Below are 19,446 nucleotides of genomic sequence, written 5' to 3' on the forward strand. Positions count from 1 at the left end.
GAAATTGTGTGATATGCCCCTTACAACGACATCCGACAACATTAAGCTCAGCGCGATTATCCCTCTGTATAACGCAGGGGAAATGTTCCGAAACTTTATGGATTCGCTCGTCGCCCAGACGCTGACAAACTTCGAGATCATTATCGTCAATGATGGTTCGACAGACGGTTCCGAGTGCGTTGCGCAAGAATATGCTGAGAAATACCCGCATATTCGCGTCATTCATCAGGCTAACGGCGGCGTATCGCGTGCGCGTAATGCTGGCCTGGATATCGCCAAAGGTCAGTACGTCACTTTTCCGGATGCCGATGACATACTCTATCCGAACATGTACCAAACGCTGATTGAACTGTGTGAACAGGATGATCTGGATGTCGCACAATGCAATGGTGAACGTTATTTTGTCGGCTCAGAAAAAGTTAAACCCATCATCCCCACCGATCGTTTAACGTCGACTGCCGTGCTGGATGGCCCGCACTGGCTTAAAATGGCGCTGGCAACAAACCGTTATTTGCACGTAGTGTGGTTAGGTGTCTATCGTCTGGAACTTATTAAAAAGCATCATCTGTATTTTGAACCCGGCCTGCATCATCAGGATATTCCCTGGACAACCGAATTCATGTTCAACGCACGCCGCGTGAAATACACCCAAGAGGTGCTTTATCGCTATTACATTCATGGTCAGTCAATCAGTAACCAAAAAAGAACCGGAATGAAAAACGTTGAATATCAACGGCATTACCTGAAAATTGCCAAGATGCTTGATGAATTAAATAAGCGATATAAAGACCGGGTAAAAATCTATGCAGAGTTTCCGAGACAGGTCACCCGGGAAGCCCTGACGGTTTGTCATTCTGTTCGCCGCGAGCCTGTTCAGGCCGCTCAGAAAGCCATGATCGACGATATTTACACCTCCGGCACACGCAGGATAATGCTGCGTAACGCACGCGGACCGAAACAATGGTGGCAACTGTTACTGTGGCTGTATCGTCTCCATAACCTGCGTAAAAAACTCGGTTAAGTTGTTTCAGAAAGAGACGATTCCTTTATTCGTTTAAGTGGAATCTAACTATTTCATAAATGAAGTTATTTATCTTTCTATATCAGGAAGATAAATAACTTCACAGCATACGATTCTTCACCTAAAATCAACTCACTATATTCTACTATCAGATAATAGAATGCCTAATTCAGAAGCCAAATACGCAGCGTTCAGACCCCAAAGAATTCTTCTGGTGAAACTCCGTCATCATGGAGATATGGTGCTGACCACGCCGGTAATAAACAGGCTACGCGAGCATTACCCCGATGCTGAAATTGATGTGCTTCTGTATAAAGAAACTCGCCCTATTCTCAGTGAACATCCAGCGCTATCTCATATCCATGTCATTGACAGAACATGGAAAAAACAAGGTGTCCGCTATCAGTTACAACAGGAATATCAGTTACTCAAAGCTGTCCGCGACCGACATTATGATCTGGTGATTAATCTTGCCGATCAATGGCGCAGTGCTTTGATTTCCCGATTTAGTGGCGCGAAAGTTCGTTTAGGATTCGACTATAAAAAACGACGTTCTGCTTTCTGGCGGGCAGGTCATACGCAGTTAGTGACGACCGAAAATCACAGCATTTTGCATACTGTCGAACAGAATATGTCGATTTTGTCACCGCTTGGTATTTCCACCGATAACGCTCTGACATCAATGCATTATTCAGAAAGTGACAAGTCATTTTGTCAGCAATTACTTCTGAAAAATCAGGTGTCTGGCGAATATATTGTGATTCAGCCAACGTCCCGCTGGACGTTCAAATGCTGGGATGATGACAAATTCGCCAATGTGATTGATGGACTTGCTGAAACCGGCCTGACGATCGTGATGACCTCCGGCCCGGATAAGAAAGAGCTGGATATGGTGAGCAAAATCCAGGATCTCACGCACAATCCGCAGGTGATCTCTGTCGCCGGTCAGTTATCACTGACCCAGCTGGCTGCAATGATTGACGGTGCAAAACTCTTTATTGGGGTGGATTCTGCGCCGATGCATATGGCCGCCGCGCTTAATACGCCTTGCGTCGCCTTATTCGGCCCGACGAAAATGCAGCACTGGCGTCCATGGGGCAAAAATAATACCACTCTCTGGGCGGGGGACTACGCGCCGCTACCCGCACCCGATTCGATCGATACGAAAACTCAACAACGTTATCTGCATGCAATCCCTGTCAGTGATGTGATTGATGCAGCCAGGAGTTATCTGCATGACTAATGCCGCCAGTGGGAAAAACATCCGTTTAGCGATTGTCAGACAAAAATATCGCCCGGATGGCGGCGCGGAACGTTTTATTTCCCGCGCCCTGGAGGCACTGGATGACCAAAATATTGATCTGAATATTATTACCCGCCAGTGGGAAGGCAAGCCAAATCCGCAATGGAAAATTCACCTGTGTAATCCGGCAAAGTATGGCCGTGTTTCACGTGAGAAGGGTTTTGCCGCTGCTGCGCAACAATGTTGGAAACAGGAACATTTCGACATAGTGCAAAGCCACGAACGTATTCCGGGTTGCGACATTTTCCGGGCCGGCGATGGTGCACATCGTGTCTGGCTGGAACAACGGGCGCGTGTCATTTCCCCTCTTCAGCGTTTTCTTACAAAAATCAGCCCCTACCACCGCTATGTCCTGCAAGCCGAAGAAGAGATGTTCCACTCCCCGGCATTGAAAAAAATCATCTGCAATTCTGAGATGGTAAAACGGGATATCATCCGCTGTTACGGAGTTGATGAGAGCCGTTTTGAAGTGATCTATAACGCCATTGATTCCCAAAAATTCGTACCGGCGACAGATGCACAGCGCCTTGCTGCGCGTGAAATGCTTTCAATTCCTGCGCAGGCCGTGGCACTGATTTACGTAGGTTCAGGTTTTGAACGCAAAGGGCTGAAGCCTGCCATTGAAGCTATCGCTTGTGGCGATCGCTACCTCATTGTCGTCGGACAAGATAAAGACCAGAAAAAATATGCGTCGCTGGCTCAGCAATCAGGGTGCGCCGACCGGGTCCGCTTTGTCGGGGTACAAAACAATGTACTCCCTTATTACCATGCGGCTGATGGCATGATTCTGCCGACATTATACGACCCGTTCCCGAACGTGATTCTTGAAGCCATGGCCTGCGGATTGCCCGTTATCACCAGCGAAACCTGTGGTGGCGCAGAGTTTATTCTGCAGGGGCGCGAAGGCTTCGTTTGCGATGCCCTGGATGTGATAAGACTTAGCGAATACGTTAATAAAATTCCTTCCCGTCAGGAAAATGACCAGATGGGAAATGCGGCAAGAGAGCGGATTTTACCTTACAGCCCTAAAAACCTTTCAAAACAGTTGGTTACACTTTATCACTCGTTACTGGTCTGAGGACGCAGGCGCTGACATGATGAGTCGATCACACTTATCTGATAACATGTGCCCATCTATCCGCCGGGACTATTTTCGCTCTATGAAATTGACTTTCCCTTATGCAACGCCTGATAAAAGATGAATATTTTTTATAATATAATCATATATTTAATTCAGCCATTGATTTGGATCCGTTTACTTTTGCGCAGCCGCAAGTCGCCCGCCTATCGTAAACGCTGGGCTGAACGTTATGGCTTCTGCAAAGGAAAGGTTGTCTCCGGCGGCATTATGCTGCATTCCGTTTCCGTTGGAGAAACGCTGGCAGCGATCCCTTTAGTCCGCGCATTACGTCATCGTTATCCTTCCTTGCCAATTACCGTCACCACCATGACACCGACAGGCTCAGAGCGTGTTCAGTCCGCTTTTGGCAAGGGTGTGCACCACGTCTATCTGCCTTATGATCTGGCCGGATCCGTAAATCGTTTCCTGGATGAGGTTAACCCCAAGCTGGTAATCATTATGGAAACCGAGCTTTGGCCGAACCTTATCAGTGCATTGCATCGTCGCAAAATTCCACTGGTTATCGCCAATGCCCGTCTTTCTGCCCGCTCAGCGAAGGGATACCAGAAGCTAGGCAAATTCATTCGCACCATTTTGCAACGCATTACACTGATCGCCGCACAGAATCAGGAAGATGGTGAACGCTTCTTGTCTTTAGGACTCAAACGCAACCAGCTTGCGGTGACCGGTAGCCTGAAATTCGATATCTCGGTCACCCCGGAGCTGGCGGCAAAAGCCATTGCACTGCGCAGCCAGTGGGCATCACGCCGTCAGGTGTGGATCGCTACCAGTACGCATGAAGGCGAAGAAACTTTACTGCTGGAGGCGCACAAAGAGCTGCTGAAAGCGCATCCGAACTTGCTGCTTATTCTGGTGCCGCGCCATCCTGAACGTTTCCCGGTAGCTTGTGAGCTGACGCGCAAAGCTGGCCTCTCTTTCATTCAGCGCAGCTCAGGGGAAGTTCCTTCTTCGGCCACTCAGGTCGTGATAGGCGATACGATGGGCGAATTAATGTTGCTGTATGGCATTGCTGACCTGGCGTTTGTCGGTGGCAGTCTGGTCGATCGCGGAGGCCATAATCCCCTGGAAGCGGCAGCCCACGCAATTCCGGTGCTGATGGGACCCCATACCTTCAATTTCAAAGACATCTGCGCCAAGCTGGCTCAGGACGACGGTCTGATCACGGTCACTGATACTGCATCGCTGGTGAAAGAAATTTCTACACTGTTGACCGATGAAGACTACCGTTTGTATTACGGTCGCCATGCCGTTGAAGTTCTGCATCAAAATCAGGGGGCGTTACAGCGCCTGCTGCATTTACTGGAGCCTTATCTGCCCATCCGGAGTCATTAATGGCTGATAAAAAACGTTTATCCGTCGTGCTGATTGCCCGTAATGAGGCGGATTTATTGCCGGAATGCCTTAAGTCAGTAGACTGGGCAGATGAAATAATTCTGCTCGATTCCGGCAGCAACGATGCGACGCAGGATGTTGCCCGCCACTTCGGCGCTAAAGTATTCCAGAACACAGAGTGGCCGGGTTTTGGCAAACAGCGCCAGCTGGCGCAAAGTCATGCCACCGGTGACTACATTTTGATGATCGATGCCGACGAGCGTGTCACCCCTGAATTACGCCAGTCGATTGAAACCGTGCTGAATTGCCCGCAGGAAAATACCGTTTATAGCCTCGGACGCAGTAATCTGTTCCTCGGAAAATTCATGCGCCACAGCGGCTGGTATCCTGATCGGGTCAACCGCCTGTACCCTGCTACATTCTGCTACAACGACGATCTGGTGCATGAATCACTGAACACAGGCAATGCGACTGTCGTTGCTTTGCAAGGTGACCTGCTGCATCTCACCTGTCGCGACCTTTTCGCCTTCCAGCGTAAACAACTCAGCTATGCGCAGGCATGGGCAGAGCAACGTAATCAGCAAGGCCGCCGTTGCAGTTTTTCCTCAATTCTTTCGCATACGCTGGGCGCATTCGTCAAAACCTGGATCCTGCGGGCCGGTTTTATGGATGGAAAGCAGGGGTTGATCCTGGCAGGCGTCAATGCACAATATACGTTCAATAAATATGCCGCCCTGTGGGCACTCAGCCACCAACTGCAAAAGTGAGCCGTCATGAGCACTAAGGCAATTTATCCCGGCACTTTCGACCCGATGACCAACGGGCATCTCGATATCGTCACCCGTGCGGCGCTGATGTTCGACCAGGTCATTCTTGCGATTGCGGCCAGCCCGAGCAAAAAACCGATGTTTTCGCTGGATGAACGCGTGGCACTGGCGACCCAGGTCACATCCCATCTGGATAATGTTGAAGTCATTGGTTTCAGCGATTTGATGGCGAATTTCGCCAAAAATCAGGGCGCAAACGTGCTGGTACGGGGATTACGTGCGGTGTCTGATTTTGAATATGAGATGCAACTGGCGAACATGAACCGACATTTGCTGCCAACGCTGGAAAGCGTGTTCATGATGCCCTCAAAAGAATGGTCGTTTATTTCTTCTTCGCTGGTCAAAGAAGTCGCCCGCCACGGTGGGGATATCACGCCTTTCCTGCCGCAAATCATTACTCAGGCACTGATGGAAAAAATCAGCGCCTGAATCATGCGTTAGCGCTGACAGCGCGGGCAGAAAAACGTGGTGCGCTGAGCGTGTTTCTTACTCTCAATGGGCGTACCACATGCGCGGCAAGGCTCGCCCGTTCTGCCGTATACCTGCAGTTCCTGTGCAAAATATCCCGGCTTCCCATCTGACTGTAGAAAGTCTTTCAGCGTCGTCCCGCCCTGTTCAATAGAGCGCAGCAATACCGCTTTGATGGTTCTCACCAGCAATTCCGTCTCATCACGTTTGAGCGAATGTGCAGGTCTGTCAGGTGAAATACCGGCAACAAACAGGGATTCGCTGGCATAGATATTCCCGACGCCGACCACCAGTTTGTTATCCATCAGCCAGGGTTTGATTGGCGATTTCTTCGTACGGGATTTCTCAAACAGATAATCTGCGTTGAAATCCTCGCTCAGCGGTTCCGGCCCCAGATGGGCTAAGACATTACTGGCCGCCAGATCAGAAGACCATAACCAGGCACCAAAACGTCGCGGATCGGTATAACGCAGCACATGGCCGGTATCCATCACCAGATCAACGTGGTCATGCTTACCTGCTTCAGTTTCTTCCGGCAATACCCGCAAACTGCCGGACATGCCCAGATGAATGATAATCCATCCGGTTCGCAGCTCAACCAGCAGATATTTTGCCCGACGCTGCACACTCAGAACCGGCTGATCGCTTAACGCTAAGATCTCCGCCGAGACAGGCCAGCGCAGGCGCGGATTACGCACAATGGCATGCAGTATCGTGTGACCTTTCAGATAGGGTTCAATCCCTCTGCGGCTGGTTTCAACCTCAGGTAATTCCGGCATAATTTCCCCTTGAGCAAAATCGTGTTCAAAGTGTGTAGCAGACACCGACATCAGGCAAATAAAAGTCGCACTAAATGGAAATCACGAAATTCAGGCAATAAAAAACCCGGCCGGAGCCGGGTTTTAGCAATCCACTAAAATTATTTAATTTTAGCTTCTTTATAGATCACGTGTTGACGGACAACTGGATCGAATTTCTTCAGTTCCAATTTTTCCGGCTTAGTACGCTTGTTCTTCGTGGTGGTATAGAAGTGACCAGTACCAGCAGAAGAAACCAGCTTGATCTTCTCGCGAACACCTTTAGCCATGATGCAGTTCCTTAATACTTCTCACCGCGGGCACGCAGATCGGCCAAGACCGTCTCAATACCCTTCTTATCAATAACACGCATACCTTTAGCAGATACACGCAGAGTTACAAAGCGCTTCTCAGCCTCAACCCAAAAACGGTGGGAGTGCAGGTTCGGCAGAAAACGGCGTTTGGTCGCGTTCATTGCGTGGGAACGGTTGTTACCGCTCACCGGGCGCTTGCCAGTAACTTGGCAGACTCGGGACATGTCTATTCTCCAAAAATCAAATCAGCTCGAGCTTCGTATAGGGTATGGCCGCCTCGTCAGGCTTTTAGAGCCCATCTCAGCAAACTCCACTGAGAACCGACTCACTGTCGTCGGGTAAAAAACCAATTCATCAGGTCAGAAACCTGCTGAGATAGGCTCTTAACGCCAAACCCAAGATTCTCAAAGGTGGCGTAGTATACGCTCTGTAGCGTAAGTGCTCAAGTCCCGAACAGCTAAAGATCCCTAAGGATCTTCAAAAAACGAAGTTAAATCCAGCCGCGTTCGGCAAAAGATACCGTTTCTCCGTGGCCTACAACCAAATGGTCAAGGACACGAATTTCCAGCAACTGGCACGCTCGAATAATCTGTTCAGTTACTTTTCTGTCCATCAGACTGGGCTCAGCCCGACCGGATGGGTGATTATGCGCCAGAATTAGGGCTGCCGCATTAACCTTCATCGCACCACGAACAATTTCGCGGGGATACACTTCTACGTGCCCAATAGTACCAGCAAACATCTCCTCATGGCGAATAACGCGATGCTGGTTGTCGAGAAAAAGTACCAGGAACACCTCTCTTTCCCGAAAAACGAGTAAATTCTGCAAATATTCACGGATAACTTTGGGGCTGAGCATCGCATTTTCGGCACTCAGGTGGCGCAGATAAGCGCGGCGGGATAATTCGGACACCGCCACAAGTTGCGAAAACTTGGCAACCCCCATTCCTTTCGTGCGCGCCATGGCGTCAAAATCCGCCATCAGTAACTGATGCAATGAACCGAACTCTTCCAGCAGATTCTTTGCCAGGTCCATCACATGCAATCCCCGGCATCCTGTACGCAGGTAAATCGCCAGCAATTCCTGATCCGTCAGCTCTTTTGCCCCTTGCTGCAATAATTTTTCGCGCGGTGGCATCACTCCCGGCCACTGGTTTTGCTGTTTCGTCATCCTGACTCCTTTTTTGCGGCGATTGTGTCACAGCATTCTCCCTGTCATAACGTCCGGTATGTCAGCTTGCGAGATGTTACGCAGAATTTTTATTCCTCAACTTTCGACGCATCGCCAATAGCTGTCATCATTCCCCGTTATGCTAAAATGTCGCTTCTTTCAGCTCTCAACCAATCGGACAATGATGATGACGGGACTTTCCGGCAAACATATTGTGCTCGGTATCAGCGGTGGTATCGCTGCCTATAAAGCACCAGAACTGGTACGTCGCTTACGTGAAAGAGGCGCTGAAGTTCGCGTCGTCATGACAGAAGCGGCGAAATCTTTCGTGACTCCGCTGAGCCTGCAGGCTGTTTCTGGCTATCCGGTTTCTGACGACCTGCTTGATCCGGCGGCCGAAGCGGCAATGGGACATATCGAGTTAGGGAAATGGGCAGATTTAGTCATTATCGCGCCTGCCACAGCGGATTTGCTGGCTCGCATGAATGCTGGCATGGCAAATGATCTGTTGACGACGGTGTGTCTGGCGACAGCGGCACCGGTCGCGGTACTTCCTGCGATGAACCAGCAAATGTATCGTGCGGCCATCACGCAAGAAAACCTGCAAAGCCTGGCAGCACGGGGCACATTGTTGTGGGGGCCGGACAGCGGCAGTCAGGCCTGCGGCGATGTTGGCCCGGGACGTATGCTGGACCCGCTGGTGATTGTGGATATGGCCAATGCGCATTTCTCTTCGCGCAAGGATCTGGCGCATCTGAATATTATGGTGACCGCAGGCCCCACCCGTGAGCCGCTGGATCCTGTCCGCTTCATCAGTAATCACAGTTCCGGCAAAATGGGTTTTGCCATTGCCAAAGCCGCCGCTGAACGTGGTGCCAAAGTAACGCTGATCGCCGGGCCGGTGACGCAACCGACGCCTGCCCGTGTTCATCGTATTGATGTGGAAAGTGCGCTGGAAATGGAGCAAGCCGTCCAGCTTTCGGCAGCTTCTCAGCATATTTTTATTTCCTGCGCTGCCGTGGCAGATTATCGCGCAGAACGTATTGCTGATGAGAAGATCAAAAAGCAAGGCGATGAAATCACTGTAGAAATGATTAAAAACCCTGACATCGTCGCTGGCGTCGCGGCCATGACAGAAAACCGTCCTTACGTCGTGGGGTTTGCCGCTGAAACCCAGAATGTGGAAGAATACGCGCGGCAAAAAAGGATCCGTAAGAATCTGGATCTGATCTGCGCCAACGATGTTTCACTTGCCGGGCAAGGTTTCAACAGCGATTCCAATGCCTTGCATCTTTTTTGGCAGGACGGGGATAAAATCTTACCACTCAGCGATAAGTCCCTGCTTGGCCAACGTTTATTAGAAGAGATTGTCAGCCGTTATGATGAAAAAAATCGACATTAAAATTCTCGACCCGCGCATCGGTTCGACTTTCCCTTTACCGGCTTACGCGACACCGGGGTCTGCGGGTCTGGATTTACGCGCCTGTCTGGATGCTTCTGTAGAACTGAAACCGGGCGAAACCACACTGCTGCCAACAGGTCTGGCTATCCATATTGGTGATGCTAATCTGGCGGCGGTGATTTTGCCACGTTCCGGTCTGGGTCATAAACACGGCGTTGTACTGGGCAATCTGGTTGGCCTTATCGATTCAGATTATCAGGGCCAACTTATGGTGTCCGTCTGGAACCGTGGTCAGACAACATTTGTTATCGAACCGGGCGAGCGCATTGCTCAGATGGTGTTTGTGCCTGTCGTTCAGGCAGAATTCAATCTGGTGGAAGATTTTGACGCCAGTGAACGCGGCGAAGGGGGCTTTGGCCACTCAGGTCGCCAATAAGAACCTGTTCAGCACCGCTGATTTTGACGCGATATTGAACAGATCCTTATCACTATCAGACCGTAACAACGCGAAGGGAACGAAATAAGCCGCAGGATCACAGCGATTCATGCGGCAGTTGTGCGGTTTCTCCATGATTTTAGCCGTTTTTTAGCAAGGGTCTATTCAGACATGGCAGAGAAAGAAACGACAAAAAGGAACAGGCGCGAAGAGATTTTGCAGGCATTAGCGCAAATGCTTCAGTCCAGCGACGGCAGCCAGCGGATCACGACTGCAAAGCTCGCCGCCAGCGTGGGGGTTTCAGAAGCAGCTCTTTATCGTCATTTTCCCAGTAAAACGCGGATGTTTGACAGCTTAATTGAGTTTATCGAAGACAGTCTGATCACCCGTATCAATCTCATCCTGCAGGATGAAAAGGATACGCTAAACAGAATACGTCTGATTTTGCTGCTGATTTTAGGGTTTGCCGAGCGTAATCCGGGATTGACCCGTATTATGACCGGCCATGCCCTGATGTTTGAACAGGACCGTTTGCAGGGCCGCATCAACCAACTTTTCGAGCGGATTGAAGCGCAACTGCGTCAGGTACTGCGGGAAAAGAAAATGCGTGAAGGCAGCGGATTCATCAGCGATGAAACTCTACTCGCCAGCCAGTTACTGGCATTTTGCGAAGGGATGCTGTCACGTTTTGTACGCTCTGAATTCAAGTACAAACCGACTCAGGACTTCGATACCCGCTGGCCACTTATCTCTGCTCAGCTGCAATAAAGGCGCAGGGACAAACGTCAAATCTAAAAAGGGCCGAAAGGCCCTTTTTTCATATTATGGCTGAATCATTTTCCCATTTTCATCCAGCATCGCGGTCAGTAACGCTGTGCCGTCATCACCTACCCGAAATGCACCATAACGTGCACGGGCGAAACGTTCACCTTGTCCTTCCTGGAAAAAATACGCATTAGTTCCCACCATCAGTGTTCCGGCATTCATATGATAGTTAACCCGTAATTCATCGGGCTTCAGCGGGTCACCGCTATCAAACCGCGCCTGAGTGACCTGCCGGTGTTCATTAACTGCCACAATAATTTTGCCACTAACAGGAAAACAAGGCGTCTGTGGAAGAGAATTACAACCCTGACGTTGCTGGTATAACTCCTCTTGCAAAGATCGCGTGATGGCATAATTGAGAGCCATGTAATCCCCCTGCATCAAAGAACGCGGATCAACCGGCGCAAGCTGCAATATCATTACCGCGCCCTGTTTAAGCACCTGCTCTTTTTGCCAGATACCCGCATTCACTGCGATCAGTGCCAGCAGTATCACTACTCCTGACAGCCATTTCCTCAGATTACGGGTTTGCATAAGCTTCCTCCTTACGCACGGGGATCAGTTTTTTGGCTGCAAAGGCCAGCGCCAGCAACACCACGCCGGTGACAAACATCAGAAGGGATTTCTGTAATAAGCTGACGCCGAGGAAGTAATACCAGTCGATAACATACAGCGCGAGGAAACAGCCGCTCGCGGCTAAAATCCCCTGATTTCCCTGATAACGCGCCATCAGTAATAGCCACAGCCCCAGGCCAATTCCCGGCGCATAAAAGGCTGCGACGCCACACACAACCGCCGCCACCAGATACAGCATTGCTGATGGCGTCTTTTTCACCACAGTCTGATACAAACACACCAGTACTAAACCTGCGGCAATGCCTGCGCCAGTTCCTCCCGAAAGAGGAAAATACCCCGCTGGCCGCCAGAAAACATCGAAGAGAAGCGAGGTGTTAATGGCGGAAAAACACTGCAATATCAGGCCGGAAGGAATACCCCAGAGGAGGGGGAAAACAGCCTCAGCCCATGATGTGGCTTTTAAGTTAATTTGTTCTCTGATAATCCACAGCCAGAAAATCACAATGACAGTAACCAGCGCGGAAACCGCCCAAAAACGGGTGACCGGCGGTAAATACATCCCTGTCAGCAAATTGCCGGAAAGGATCAGCAAAAATGTCAGCGCCGTTATCGCCATAAAGCGGAAAGTACGATCGCGCATTGCCAGCGCCATCAACGTAAGCACCGGTAATGAACAGAGCGAGCCCACCAGGAAGGACATTTCCCAGTCGGGTTCAAAGAGAAGATAGAAACCAAAACAGAGGCCGCAGGTCGCGGCTATCGCCCATGCCAGCCCGATATGATGCTTACTCACGCCCTGCATGCGCAAAAGCCCACCCGCGACAATTGCAAGGAGCAGAGAAGGGATAATCACCGTGGCAGCATTGGGGTCATTGAGCAGGTCGACAACATACAGCACCAGAATCAGCAGAAATAAAATAATCATTGCGGCGACCCAGCCACCGATACCCAGTGTCAGTCGCAGGTACCAGGGGAGATGAGAGGAGTGATCGTATTGCTGAATCTCTTCAATTTGCGCCTGACTAAGCAAATCATTTCGGCGTAGTCGTTCCGTCAGCACTGCCATTTCCGTGGAAGAAACCTCGACCGGCTGGCTCTCATAGAGTTTACGCCGCCAGTAGAGCATCAGGGCGCCACATCCCGCCAGCCATAAAGCCATCAGACAGCCCAGCATAAACAGGCCACCCACATCGTAAGAACTGTCGAACATCTGCACGATCAGCACACATCCCACTGCCGCTGCGCTGGCGGTTCCCAGAGTCAGCATGCAGAGATCAGGATAGCGATAACGATAAAAGAAGTAACTCACCACTAAGACTGCCAGCCATAAGGCGGTGACAAAGGGGTGAGGGGTATCGTATCCCCAACCGGATATATTTTCGGCAACAATGCAAGTCAGCACTAACAGCAGGAAACCAGCCATCACCCGGGAAAACCAGCGGCTGGCAAGCCAGGAGTGGGGATTGTGCTTAATGACCCGCATGGCCAGAACTTCGCGAATGATCAGGCACAACGTCTGCGCAATCAGATAGCTGTAGAGCGCAGTTGTGGGGAAATAGTCGAGACCGTCGAATACGGCGCTGTCCATCAGGGACATAGACACCGTGGCGTAATAGAGCTGAAACGTCAGATTGGCAAGTAACCAGGAGCAGAACCACAGACTGTTCTGTCGGGCGATTAAGGCTAAAGGCAGGAAAACAAACAGCCAGGCCCTGAACAGCTCCCAGCTGTCGGCCCCCGTCTGATAAATCTGGCCATAAAGGGCAAACAGAGCACCAAAGCCGAGACCCGCAGCCAGCAAGGCACTGCGTGCAATCCCGTCATACCAGCGCCACCAGACGACGACGGCAAGCGCAACGATCAGTAACTCGGCCAGCGCAAATTTTGCCATCTTTGGCATATCAGCCCAGTTCCAGGCTACAAAGAATACGGCACCGGCCACCAGTGATAACAGACCCAGCAGGGAGAGTAAGGGAACCAGAAATTTCCGCCATTCGGGATAACCCGGCCGGACGCCACAAAAGTCATAAATACGCTGACATGCGGCCGGCGTCAGGCTACCGCTTTTGACCAGACGCTCCGTCTGGCGACAGAGAAACTCTGCCGCCCGCGAAGGCATCCATTCTTTGCTGCCGGCTTCATTTTGTGTCATGACATCCCTGCCTTTGAGGTTTTACCCGATATTAAACACCATACTCCTGCCGGTAAGCCCGCACAGCAGCCAGATGGTCAGCCATTTCCGCCTTTTCTTCCAGATACTCAATCAGGTCGGCCAGCGTAATAATTGAAATCACTTTGCAATGATAGTCGCGCTCAACCTCCTGAATAGCGGAGATATCTGCGCGTCCACGTTCCTGACGGTCCAGAGAAATCAATACGCCAGCCAGAGTGGCTTTGTTCGCGTTGATGATTTCCATCGATTCACGGATGGCAGTACCGGCGGTGATCACATCATCGACCAGCATGACACGCCCCTGCAAAGGGCTGCCGACCAGCAAGCCGCCTTCACCGTGGTCTTTGGCTTCTTTGCGGTTAAAGCAGTATGGCACATCGCGCTCATGATGCTCAGCCAGTGCAACTGCGGTGGTCGTCGCAATTGGAATACCTTTGTAAGCCGGGCCAAACACTAAATCGAAATCAATTTTGGAATCCACCAATGCTTCGGCATAAAAACGTCCCAGTAACGCCAGATCACGGCCAGTATTAAATAGACCAGCATTGAAGAAGTAAGGGCTGATGCGCCCGGACTTCAGGGTAAATTCACCGAATTTCAAAACCTGTTTGTTCAGTGCGAACTCAATAAACTGGCGCTGATAGGCTTTCATTGATGGTCTCCTCTATAACGTCTTATTTCTTATTGTCAGCCCGCAGGCCATAAAAAAGGCGACTTCTCAGTCGCCTTAAAAAATTATTCCGCCAGCGCCGCTTTCTGCGCCTGGAAGATAGTGTCGATGCCCCCTCTGGCGAGAGCAAGTAAACCGAGTAACTCTTCGTGGCTGAATGGCTCACCTTCTGCGGTGCCCTGTACCTCAATCATGCGGCCATCTTCCATCATCACCACGTTCATGTCGGTTTCTGCCGCTGAGTCTTCGACATACTCGAGATCACACAGCGCTTCGCCTTTCACGATGCCTACGGAAACCGCTGCAACCATGCCTTTCATCGGATTAGCTTTCAGTTTACCTGCAGCTACCAGCGCATTCAGTGCATCCGCCAGAGCAACGCAAGCACCAGAAATGGACGCAGTGCGCGTGCCGCCGTCCGCCTGCAACACATCACAGTCGAGCGTAATGGTGAATTCACCCAGCTTTTTCAGATCCACCGCAGCACGCAGGGAACGGGCAATCAGACGCTGAATTTCCAGAGTACGACCGCCTTGCTTGCCTTTTGCGGCTTCACGCGCATTACGCGTATGGGTAGAACGCGGCAACATGCCGTACTCTGCGGTGATCCAACCTTGTCCCTGACCTTTCAGAAAACGCGGAACACCTTCCTCCACCGTCGCGGTACATAGCACTTTAGTATCACCAAACTCCACCAGCACGGAACCTTCAGCGTGTTTAGTGTAATGGCGGGTCAGTGTTACGGGGCGCACTTGTTGTGCATTTCGGCCTGCTGGACGCATGGATACTTCTCCGGGTCACGAATCATGTTTGGCTGCGCATTATACCCAAAAACATTCAGGTTGCATCAAGGCGGCAAGTGAATGAACTCCGCGAGCTTACTCACGTAAGCGACCGGAATGAGTAAACGACGCCAACGCAGAGGCAGCCTGAAGGGTGACGGGGATACGGACTTCAGGAGGTTATACCTATCATGACTGGCATGGCACGGCTATAATCGCTGCATCTTTACATTAACAGGTACGCATACATGATCAGAAGTATGACCGCTTATGCCCGACGCGAAATTAAGGGTGACTGGGGCAGCGCAGCGTGGGAACTCCGCTCGGTAAACCAACGTTATCTCGAAACCTACATCCGTCTGCCCGAGCAATTCCGCAGCCTGGAGCCGGTTGTCCGTGAGCGCATTCGCGCCCGGCTTACCCGCGGTAAAGTCGAATGTAATCTGCGTTTTGATCTCGATCCGGGCGCACAAAGCACGTTGCAGCTCAATGAAAAACTGGCGAAACAGCTGGTTGAAGCCGCGCAATGGGTGAAAATGCAAAGTGATGAAGGCGAAATTAATCCGCTGGAAGTCCTGCGCTGGCCGGGCGTGATGCTGGCTGAAGAACAGGATCTGGATGCCATCAGCACCGAGTTGCTGCTGGCGCTGGAAACAGCACTGGACGATTTCATCAGCGCACGCGAAAGCGAAGGTGCCGCACTGAAAACGATGATCGAACAGCGTCTCGACGGTGTGAGTGCAGAAGTGGTAAAAGTCCGCGCCCAGATGCCAAATATTCTGCAATGGCAGCGCGAGCGCCTGGTCAGCAAACTGGAAGATGCGCAGGTTCAGCTGGAAAATACCCGTCTGGAGCAGGAACTGGTTCTAATGGCGCAGCGTGTCGATGTAGCTGAAGAGCTGGACCGACTTGAAGCGCACGTCAAAGAAACACATAAAATCATGAAGAAAGAAGAAGCCGTGGGCCGTCGTCTTGATTTTATGATGCAGGAATTTAACCGCGAATCGAACACACTGGCATCTAAATCTATCAATGCTGATGTCACGACGTCAGCCATCGAGTTGAAAGTGTTGATCGAACAAATGCGCGAGCAAATTCAGAACATCGAGTAAATCCTCTCCCCCGCATAATAAAAAACGCCTCCGGTCATAAAACCCGAGGCGTTTTTTTATGCGTCAGCGAAGAAAGAAATTAGTCTTCCCAGCGTTTCAACAATACACAGGCATTAACGCCACCGAAGCCGAAACCGTTTGATAAGGCATAGGTGATGTCATGTTTCTGCGCAGTATTACCGACGATGTTCAGACCGGCAGCCGCTTCGTCTTTGTTTTCCAGATTCAGCGTCGGAGGAACGATTTGGTCACGTACGGCAAGAATGGTGAAGATCGTCTCCAGCCCGCCAGCCGCGCCCAACAAGTGTCCGGTCGCAGATTTGGTAGACGTAACAGCCAGTTTGCCGTCAGTGCCAAACAGGGTTTTAATCGCATTGATTTCACCCAGATCACCCACCGGCGTAGACGTGGCATGAGCATTCAGATGTTGCACGTCTGATGGCTGAATACCCGCCTGACGCAGGGCGATTTTCATCGCGCGGCCCGCACCGTTGCCATCTTCCGCACCGGACGTCATGTGGTAGGCGTCACCGCTGGTGCCGTAACCGACAATCTCAGCCAGAATTTTGGCGCCACGTGCCTTCGCATGTTCCAGCTCTTCGATCACCAACATGCCTGCGCCTTCGCCCATGATGAAACCATCACGCGCGCTGTCAAACGGACGGGAGGCTTTTTCCGGATGATCTTCATGACCGGTAGACATGGCCTTCGCTGCAGCAAAACCGCCCAGGCTCACGGTATCAATCGCCGCTTCTGCGCCGCCACAAAGCGCAACATCGGCTTCGTCATTGCGAATCAAACGCACTGCATCACCAATCGCCTGAACACCTGCCGCGCAAGCCGTTACCGGTGCGCCAATCGGGCCTTTGAACTGATGTTTAATCGAAACCTGGCCAGACGCCAGATTCACCAGGAATGAAGGTATAGTGAAAGGCGACAAACGCTTAGCGCCACGGCTGTCATTGGTGCGCACGGCATGGGCAATAGCCGGGAAGCCGCCGATACCAGAACCGATGATTGTTGCGGTACGTTCCTGCTGTTCCTGCGTTTCTGCTTTCCAGCCGGCATCAGCAATAGCCATATCCGCAGCAGCCATCGCAAACAGAATGAAACGGTCCATTTTTTTCTGGTCTTTCGGTACCACGAACATATCCGGATCGAATCCTGACTCAGGGTCCTGTTCTTTAGTTTGTACCTGACCACCAATTTTCACAGTCAACGTTTCAACAATCTCTTCCGGCAAAACTCGGATACCAGACTGACCGGCCAGCAGACGCTTCCAGATAGTTTCGATATCACAGCCCAGAGGACTCACAGCCCCCATGCCGGTAATAACCACTCGACGATGAGTCATAAAACATTCCTCTCTGTCTGTATAAGACGTAAGTTTCTGCAGGCGATTACATGAACCGGCCAGAAACGGGTTTCTGGATAATAAAGCCTGACAGTATGTGACGAATTACGTTTTTGTAAACCCGTAACCCAAAATTTTATTGTGCCTACTTTGCGAGGCTACGCAACACCAGGCTGGTGATTGCCTGAACGCGTTCTTCCAGTTGTTCAGGTGTTTTTTGTTCCAGCAATAACGGATGCGAGAAGGGGGTTGTCACCGTGGTGATCGCCATACAAACCTCATCCAGCGGCGTTTTACGCTCAAATTCACCGGATTCCCGGCCGTCAGCAACCACTTTCTCAACAATGCTGTATATCATAGCACGATGATTTAATGTGGATTTCCATCGCTGAGCTGAGGCTATCGCGGCCAGATCATGTAATTTCCTGTCCAGGAAAAAGAGATCCAGACTACGTGTCAGCAGCGTTTTAAAAATAGATCTCAGGCGCAGAGTCGCACTTTGGTCACTTTGCGCAATCACCATGAGCGCTTCATCTATCTGCCCCACCCGCTGCGAGCAAATGGCTTCGCCAATAGCTTGTTTAGACTCAAAAAACTTATAAATATAAGCACTTGAAACGCCAATCGACTTGGCAAGATCCGCCACCGACGTTTTGGCATAGCCATAAAGACGAAAGTGCTCGAATGCCGCATCTATAATTTGTTCACGCCGTTCGTGCTCGGCAGGTCCACGCTGTGTTAACGCAACCGGAATATCGGGCTTCATACACTCCTCCGGGCAGATTAAACAATTAAGCCGTGCGTCAATGAGTGACGATTTTAATTAATCGTAACCTATAAGCGAAGAAAATTCACCTCTGATAAAAAACGGCGTCATGGATAAATGGAAAAGCACCGTCAAAACAAACGAGTAATCACCAATTTTCTAATCTAAAATAATGCAACATTTTCTCTTACCCTTTAGTAATGGCTGACACGAGAGAAATCAGCATTAGATAAAGTAATGTTAAAAGCCATGTAAAAGAAAAACTCAGTCGCCAGCTAATGGGAAACTCATTACTCTACGCGGCTACCGTTTCCTCACTGACTGATTTGTCTGGCGCACATCCATGTTACTCACCGTTCTTTATATTATTGGGATCACCGCAGAAGCCATGACCGGTGCTCTGGCTGCCGGACGTCGGAAAATGGACTCCTTTGGCGTCATTATTATTGCTGCAGCGACGGCCATTGGCGGCGGTTCTGTTCGCGACATGCTTTTAGGGCATTACCCATTGGGATGGGTTAAGCATCCGGAGTACATCGTGATTGTGGCTGTGGCCGCGCTAATGACCACCTGGCTGGCTCCTTTAATGCAACATCTGCGAAAGCTCTTTTTAGTGCTTGATGCCGTGGGGCTGGTGGTGTTTTCCATTATCGGGACACAAGTGGCCCTCGATATGGGACATGGCGCTATCATTGCTTCGGTTTGTGCGGTCATTACCGGTGTTTTTGGCGGCGTGCTGCGGGACATGATGTGTAATCAGATCCCGCTGGTCTTTCAGAAAGAAATTTATGCCGGCGTGTCATTTGCCTCAGCCTGGGTTTACATCGGGCTACAATATTTCTCACTGCCCCACAATCTGGTGGTTATTATCACGTTACTGATCGGCTTTACCGCGCGTCTTATTGCGCTGCGTTTTCGCCTTGGATTGCCTGTGTTTAATTACCCGCATTCGGACCACTAATGCGTCCTTCCTGTA

21 protein-coding genes are annotated in these 19,446 nt (G+C 50.8%); 11 read left to right on the plus strand and 10 right to left on the minus strand.

Features of this window, described 5'->3' with window-relative positions; genetic code table 11:
• The first annotated feature begins 13 nt into the window (after window positions 1-13).
• From UC14_RS05330 to coaD, 6 genes are all read left to right on the plus strand, one after another.
• Window positions 14-1,021 carry a glycosyltransferase gene (locus UC14_RS05330; protein ID WP_013577618.1) on the plus strand — a complete coding sequence of 336 codons (1,008 nt, stop codon included), beginning with the start codon at window positions 14-16 and terminating at the stop codon, window positions 1,019-1,021.
• A gap of 160 nt (window positions 1,022-1,181) precedes the next feature.
• Window positions 1,182-2,264, plus strand: coding sequence for a putative lipopolysaccharide heptosyltransferase III (rfaQ, locus tag UC14_RS05335; protein ID WP_013577619.1), 1,083 nt, complete (start codon window positions 1,182-1,184; stop codon window positions 2,262-2,264).
• Window positions 2,257-3,402: a glycosyltransferase family 4 protein gene (locus UC14_RS05340; RefSeq protein ID WP_013577620.1), complete on the plus strand. Its 1,146-nt coding sequence runs from the start codon at window positions 2,257-2,259 to the stop codon at window positions 3,400-3,402. The genes rfaQ and UC14_RS05340 overlap by 8 nt, the downstream gene beginning before the upstream one ends.
• Before the next feature lie 120 nt (window positions 3,403-3,522).
• Window positions 3,523-4,797, plus strand: coding sequence for a lipid IV(A) 3-deoxy-D-manno-octulosonic acid transferase (gene waaA / locus UC14_RS05345; RefSeq protein WP_013577621.1), 1,275 nt, complete (start codon window positions 3,523-3,525; stop codon window positions 4,795-4,797).
• Window positions 4,797-5,564, plus strand: coding sequence for a glycosyltransferase family 2 protein (locus tag UC14_RS05350; RefSeq protein WP_112197351.1), 768 nt, complete (start codon window positions 4,797-4,799; stop codon window positions 5,562-5,564). Before waaA ends, UC14_RS05350 begins: the two co-directional genes overlap by 1 nt.
• A gap of 6 nt (window positions 5,565-5,570) precedes the next feature.
• Window positions 5,571-6,053, plus strand: coding sequence for a pantetheine-phosphate adenylyltransferase (gene coaD, locus UC14_RS05355; RefSeq protein ID WP_013577623.1), 483 nt, complete (start codon window positions 5,571-5,573; stop codon window positions 6,051-6,053).
• An 8-nt stretch (window positions 6,054-6,061) separates the two neighbouring features.
• Here the strand turns inward: coaD and mutM are convergent, their stop codons facing one another.
• The 4 genes from mutM to radC form a co-directional block, all read right to left on the minus strand.
• The gene (mutM, locus tag UC14_RS05360; protein WP_013577624.1) at window positions 6,062-6,871 is read right to left on the minus strand and encodes a bifunctional DNA-formamidopyrimidine glycosylase/DNA-(apurinic or apyrimidinic site) lyase; all 810 of its coding nucleotides are present in this window, start codon (window positions 6,869-6,871) and stop codon (window positions 6,062-6,064) included.
• Window positions 6,872-7,011: 140 nt separating this feature from the next.
• Entirely contained in the window at window positions 7,012-7,179 is a 168-nt protein-coding gene (rpmG, locus tag UC14_RS05365; protein ID WP_004392084.1) for a 50S ribosomal protein L33, read from the minus strand.
• 11 nt (window positions 7,180-7,190) lie between these two features.
• Window positions 7,191-7,427 (minus strand): 50S ribosomal protein L28, encoded by a 237-nt coding sequence (gene rpmB, locus UC14_RS05370; RefSeq protein ID WP_004931195.1) that lies wholly within the window; start codon window positions 7,425-7,427, stop codon window positions 7,191-7,193.
• A 266-nt stretch (window positions 7,428-7,693) separates the two neighbouring features.
• Window positions 7,694-8,374 (minus strand): DNA repair protein RadC, encoded by a 681-nt coding sequence (gene radC, locus UC14_RS05375; RefSeq protein WP_013577625.1) that lies wholly within the window; start codon window positions 8,372-8,374, stop codon window positions 7,694-7,696.
• A gap of 184 nt (window positions 8,375-8,558) precedes the next feature.
• Between radC and coaBC the strand changes: the two genes are divergently transcribed.
• From coaBC to slmA, 3 genes are all read left to right on the plus strand, one after another.
• Entirely contained in the window at window positions 8,559-9,776 is a 1,218-nt protein-coding gene (gene coaBC, locus UC14_RS05380; RefSeq protein ID WP_198670052.1) for a bifunctional phosphopantothenoylcysteine decarboxylase/phosphopantothenate--cysteine ligase CoaBC, read from the plus strand.
• Complete coding sequence (gene dut / locus UC14_RS05385; RefSeq protein ID WP_013577627.1) at window positions 9,754-10,212, plus strand: dUTP diphosphatase; 459 nt, start codon at window positions 9,754-9,756, stop codon at window positions 10,210-10,212. The genes coaBC and dut overlap by 23 nt, the downstream gene beginning before the upstream one ends.
• 171 nt (window positions 10,213-10,383) lie before the next feature.
• Window positions 10,384-10,980: a nucleoid occlusion factor SlmA gene (slmA, locus tag UC14_RS05390; protein WP_013577628.1), complete on the plus strand. Its 597-nt coding sequence runs from the start codon at window positions 10,384-10,386 to the stop codon at window positions 10,978-10,980.
• Between the two features lie 54 nt (window positions 10,981-11,034).
• Here slmA and UC14_RS05395 read toward each other — a convergent pair whose 3' ends face one another.
• The 4 genes from UC14_RS05395 to rph form a co-directional block, all read right to left on the minus strand.
• On the minus strand, window positions 11,035-11,571 hold the full coding sequence (locus UC14_RS05395) for a GDYXXLXY domain-containing protein (RefSeq protein WP_013577629.1): 537 nt from the start codon (window positions 11,569-11,571) through the stop codon (window positions 11,035-11,037).
• Window positions 11,558-13,765, minus strand: a complete 2,208-nt coding sequence (locus tag UC14_RS05400) for a DUF2157 domain-containing protein (protein WP_112197353.1) — start codon at window positions 13,763-13,765, stop codon at window positions 11,558-11,560. Before UC14_RS05400 ends, UC14_RS05395 begins: the two co-directional genes overlap by 14 nt.
• 31 nt (window positions 13,766-13,796) lie before the next feature.
• Window positions 13,797-14,438, minus strand: coding sequence for an orotate phosphoribosyltransferase (gene pyrE / locus UC14_RS05405; RefSeq protein WP_037035354.1), 642 nt, complete (start codon window positions 14,436-14,438; stop codon window positions 13,797-13,799).
• Between the two features lie 83 nt (window positions 14,439-14,521).
• The gene (rph, locus tag UC14_RS05410; protein ID WP_013577632.1) at window positions 14,522-15,238 is read right to left on the minus strand and encodes a ribonuclease PH; all 717 of its coding nucleotides are present in this window, start codon (window positions 15,236-15,238) and stop codon (window positions 14,522-14,524) included.
• Between the two features lie 248 nt (window positions 15,239-15,486).
• On the opposite strand from rph, the gene UC14_RS05415 reads away from it, so the two are divergent.
• The gene (locus UC14_RS05415) at window positions 15,487-16,350 is read left to right on the plus strand and encodes a YicC/YloC family endoribonuclease (protein WP_013577633.1); all 864 of its coding nucleotides are present in this window, start codon (window positions 15,487-15,489) and stop codon (window positions 16,348-16,350) included.
• Between the two features lie 79 nt (window positions 16,351-16,429).
• On the opposite strand, the gene fabF is transcribed toward UC14_RS05415, so the two are convergent.
• On the minus strand, window positions 16,430-17,704 hold the full coding sequence (gene fabF / locus UC14_RS05420; RefSeq protein WP_013577634.1) for a beta-ketoacyl-ACP synthase II: 1,275 nt from the start codon (window positions 17,702-17,704) through the stop codon (window positions 16,430-16,432).
• Between the two features lie 145 nt (window positions 17,705-17,849).
• Window positions 17,850-18,470: a TetR/AcrR family transcriptional regulator gene (locus UC14_RS05425; RefSeq protein ID WP_013577635.1), complete on the minus strand. Its 621-nt coding sequence runs from the start codon at window positions 18,468-18,470 to the stop codon at window positions 17,850-17,852.
• 343 nt (window positions 18,471-18,813) lie between these two features.
• On the opposite strand from UC14_RS05425, the gene UC14_RS05430 reads away from it, so the two are divergent.
• On the plus strand, window positions 18,814-19,431 hold the full coding sequence (locus UC14_RS05430) for a trimeric intracellular cation channel family protein (protein WP_013577636.1): 618 nt from the start codon (window positions 18,814-18,816) through the stop codon (window positions 19,429-19,431).
• Window positions 19,432-19,446: the final 15 nt, after the last annotated feature.

This window comes from Rahnella sp. NRRL B-41462, from assembly GCF_003263525.1.
Lineage (GTDB): Bacteria > Pseudomonadota > Gammaproteobacteria > Enterobacterales > Enterobacteriaceae > Rahnella > Rahnella aceris.

Excerpts from the sequence above, each read along its gene's own strand:
- UC14_RS05330 (WP_013577618.1), top strand. The coding sequence starts at position 14 with ATGCCCCTTACAACGACATCCGACAACATTAAGCTCAGCGCGATTATC.
- rfaQ (WP_013577619.1), top strand. The coding sequence starts at position 1,182 with ATGCCTAATTCAGAAGCCAAATACGCAGCGTTCAGACCCCAAAGAATT.
- UC14_RS05340 (WP_013577620.1), top strand. The coding sequence starts at position 2,257 with ATGACTAATGCCGCCAGTGGGAAAAACATCCGTTTAGCGATTGTCAGA.
- waaA (WP_013577621.1), top strand. The coding sequence starts at position 3,523 with ATGAATATTTTTTATAATATAATCATATATTTAATTCAGCCATTGATT.
- UC14_RS05350 (WP_112197351.1), top strand. The coding sequence starts at position 4,797 with ATGGCTGATAAAAAACGTTTATCCGTCGTGCTGATTGCCCGTAATGAG.
- coaD (WP_013577623.1), top strand. The coding sequence starts at position 5,571 with ATGAGCACTAAGGCAATTTATCCCGGCACTTTCGACCCGATGACCAAC.
- mutM (WP_013577624.1), bottom strand. The coding sequence starts at position 6,871 with ATGCCGGAATTACCTGAGGTTGAAACCAGCCGCAGAGGGATTGAACCC.
- rpmG (WP_004392084.1), bottom strand. The coding sequence starts at position 7,179 with ATGGCTAAAGGTGTTCGCGAGAAGATCAAGCTGGTTTCTTCTGCTGGT.
- rpmB (WP_004931195.1), bottom strand. The coding sequence starts at position 7,427 with ATGTCCCGAGTCTGCCAAGTTACTGGCAAGCGCCCGGTGAGCGGTAAC.
- radC (WP_013577625.1), bottom strand. The coding sequence starts at position 8,374 with ATGACGAAACAGCAAAACCAGTGGCCGGGAGTGATGCCACCGCGCGAA.
- coaBC (WP_198670052.1), top strand. The coding sequence starts at position 8,559 with ATGATGACGGGACTTTCCGGCAAACATATTGTGCTCGGTATCAGCGGT.
- dut (WP_013577627.1), top strand. The coding sequence starts at position 9,754 with ATGATGAAAAAAATCGACATTAAAATTCTCGACCCGCGCATCGGTTCG.
- slmA (WP_013577628.1), top strand. The coding sequence starts at position 10,384 with ATGGCAGAGAAAGAAACGACAAAAAGGAACAGGCGCGAAGAGATTTTG.
- UC14_RS05395 (WP_013577629.1), bottom strand. The coding sequence starts at position 11,571 with ATGCAAACCCGTAATCTGAGGAAATGGCTGTCAGGAGTAGTGATACTG.
- UC14_RS05400 (WP_112197353.1), bottom strand. The coding sequence starts at position 13,765 with ATGACACAAAATGAAGCCGGCAGCAAAGAATGGATGCCTTCGCGGGCG.
- pyrE (WP_037035354.1), bottom strand. The coding sequence starts at position 14,438 with ATGAAAGCCTATCAGCGCCAGTTTATTGAGTTCGCACTGAACAAACAG.
- rph (WP_013577632.1), bottom strand. The coding sequence starts at position 15,238 with ATGCGTCCAGCAGGCCGAAATGCACAACAAGTGCGCCCCGTAACACTG.
- UC14_RS05415 (WP_013577633.1), top strand. The coding sequence starts at position 15,487 with ATGATCAGAAGTATGACCGCTTATGCCCGACGCGAAATTAAGGGTGAC.
- fabF (WP_013577634.1), bottom strand. The coding sequence starts at position 17,704 with ATGACTCATCGTCGAGTGGTTATTACCGGCATGGGGGCTGTGAGTCCT.
- UC14_RS05425 (WP_013577635.1), bottom strand. The coding sequence starts at position 18,470 with ATGAAGCCCGATATTCCGGTTGCGTTAACACAGCGTGGACCTGCCGAG.
- UC14_RS05430 (WP_013577636.1), top strand. The coding sequence starts at position 18,814 with ATGTTACTCACCGTTCTTTATATTATTGGGATCACCGCAGAAGCCATG.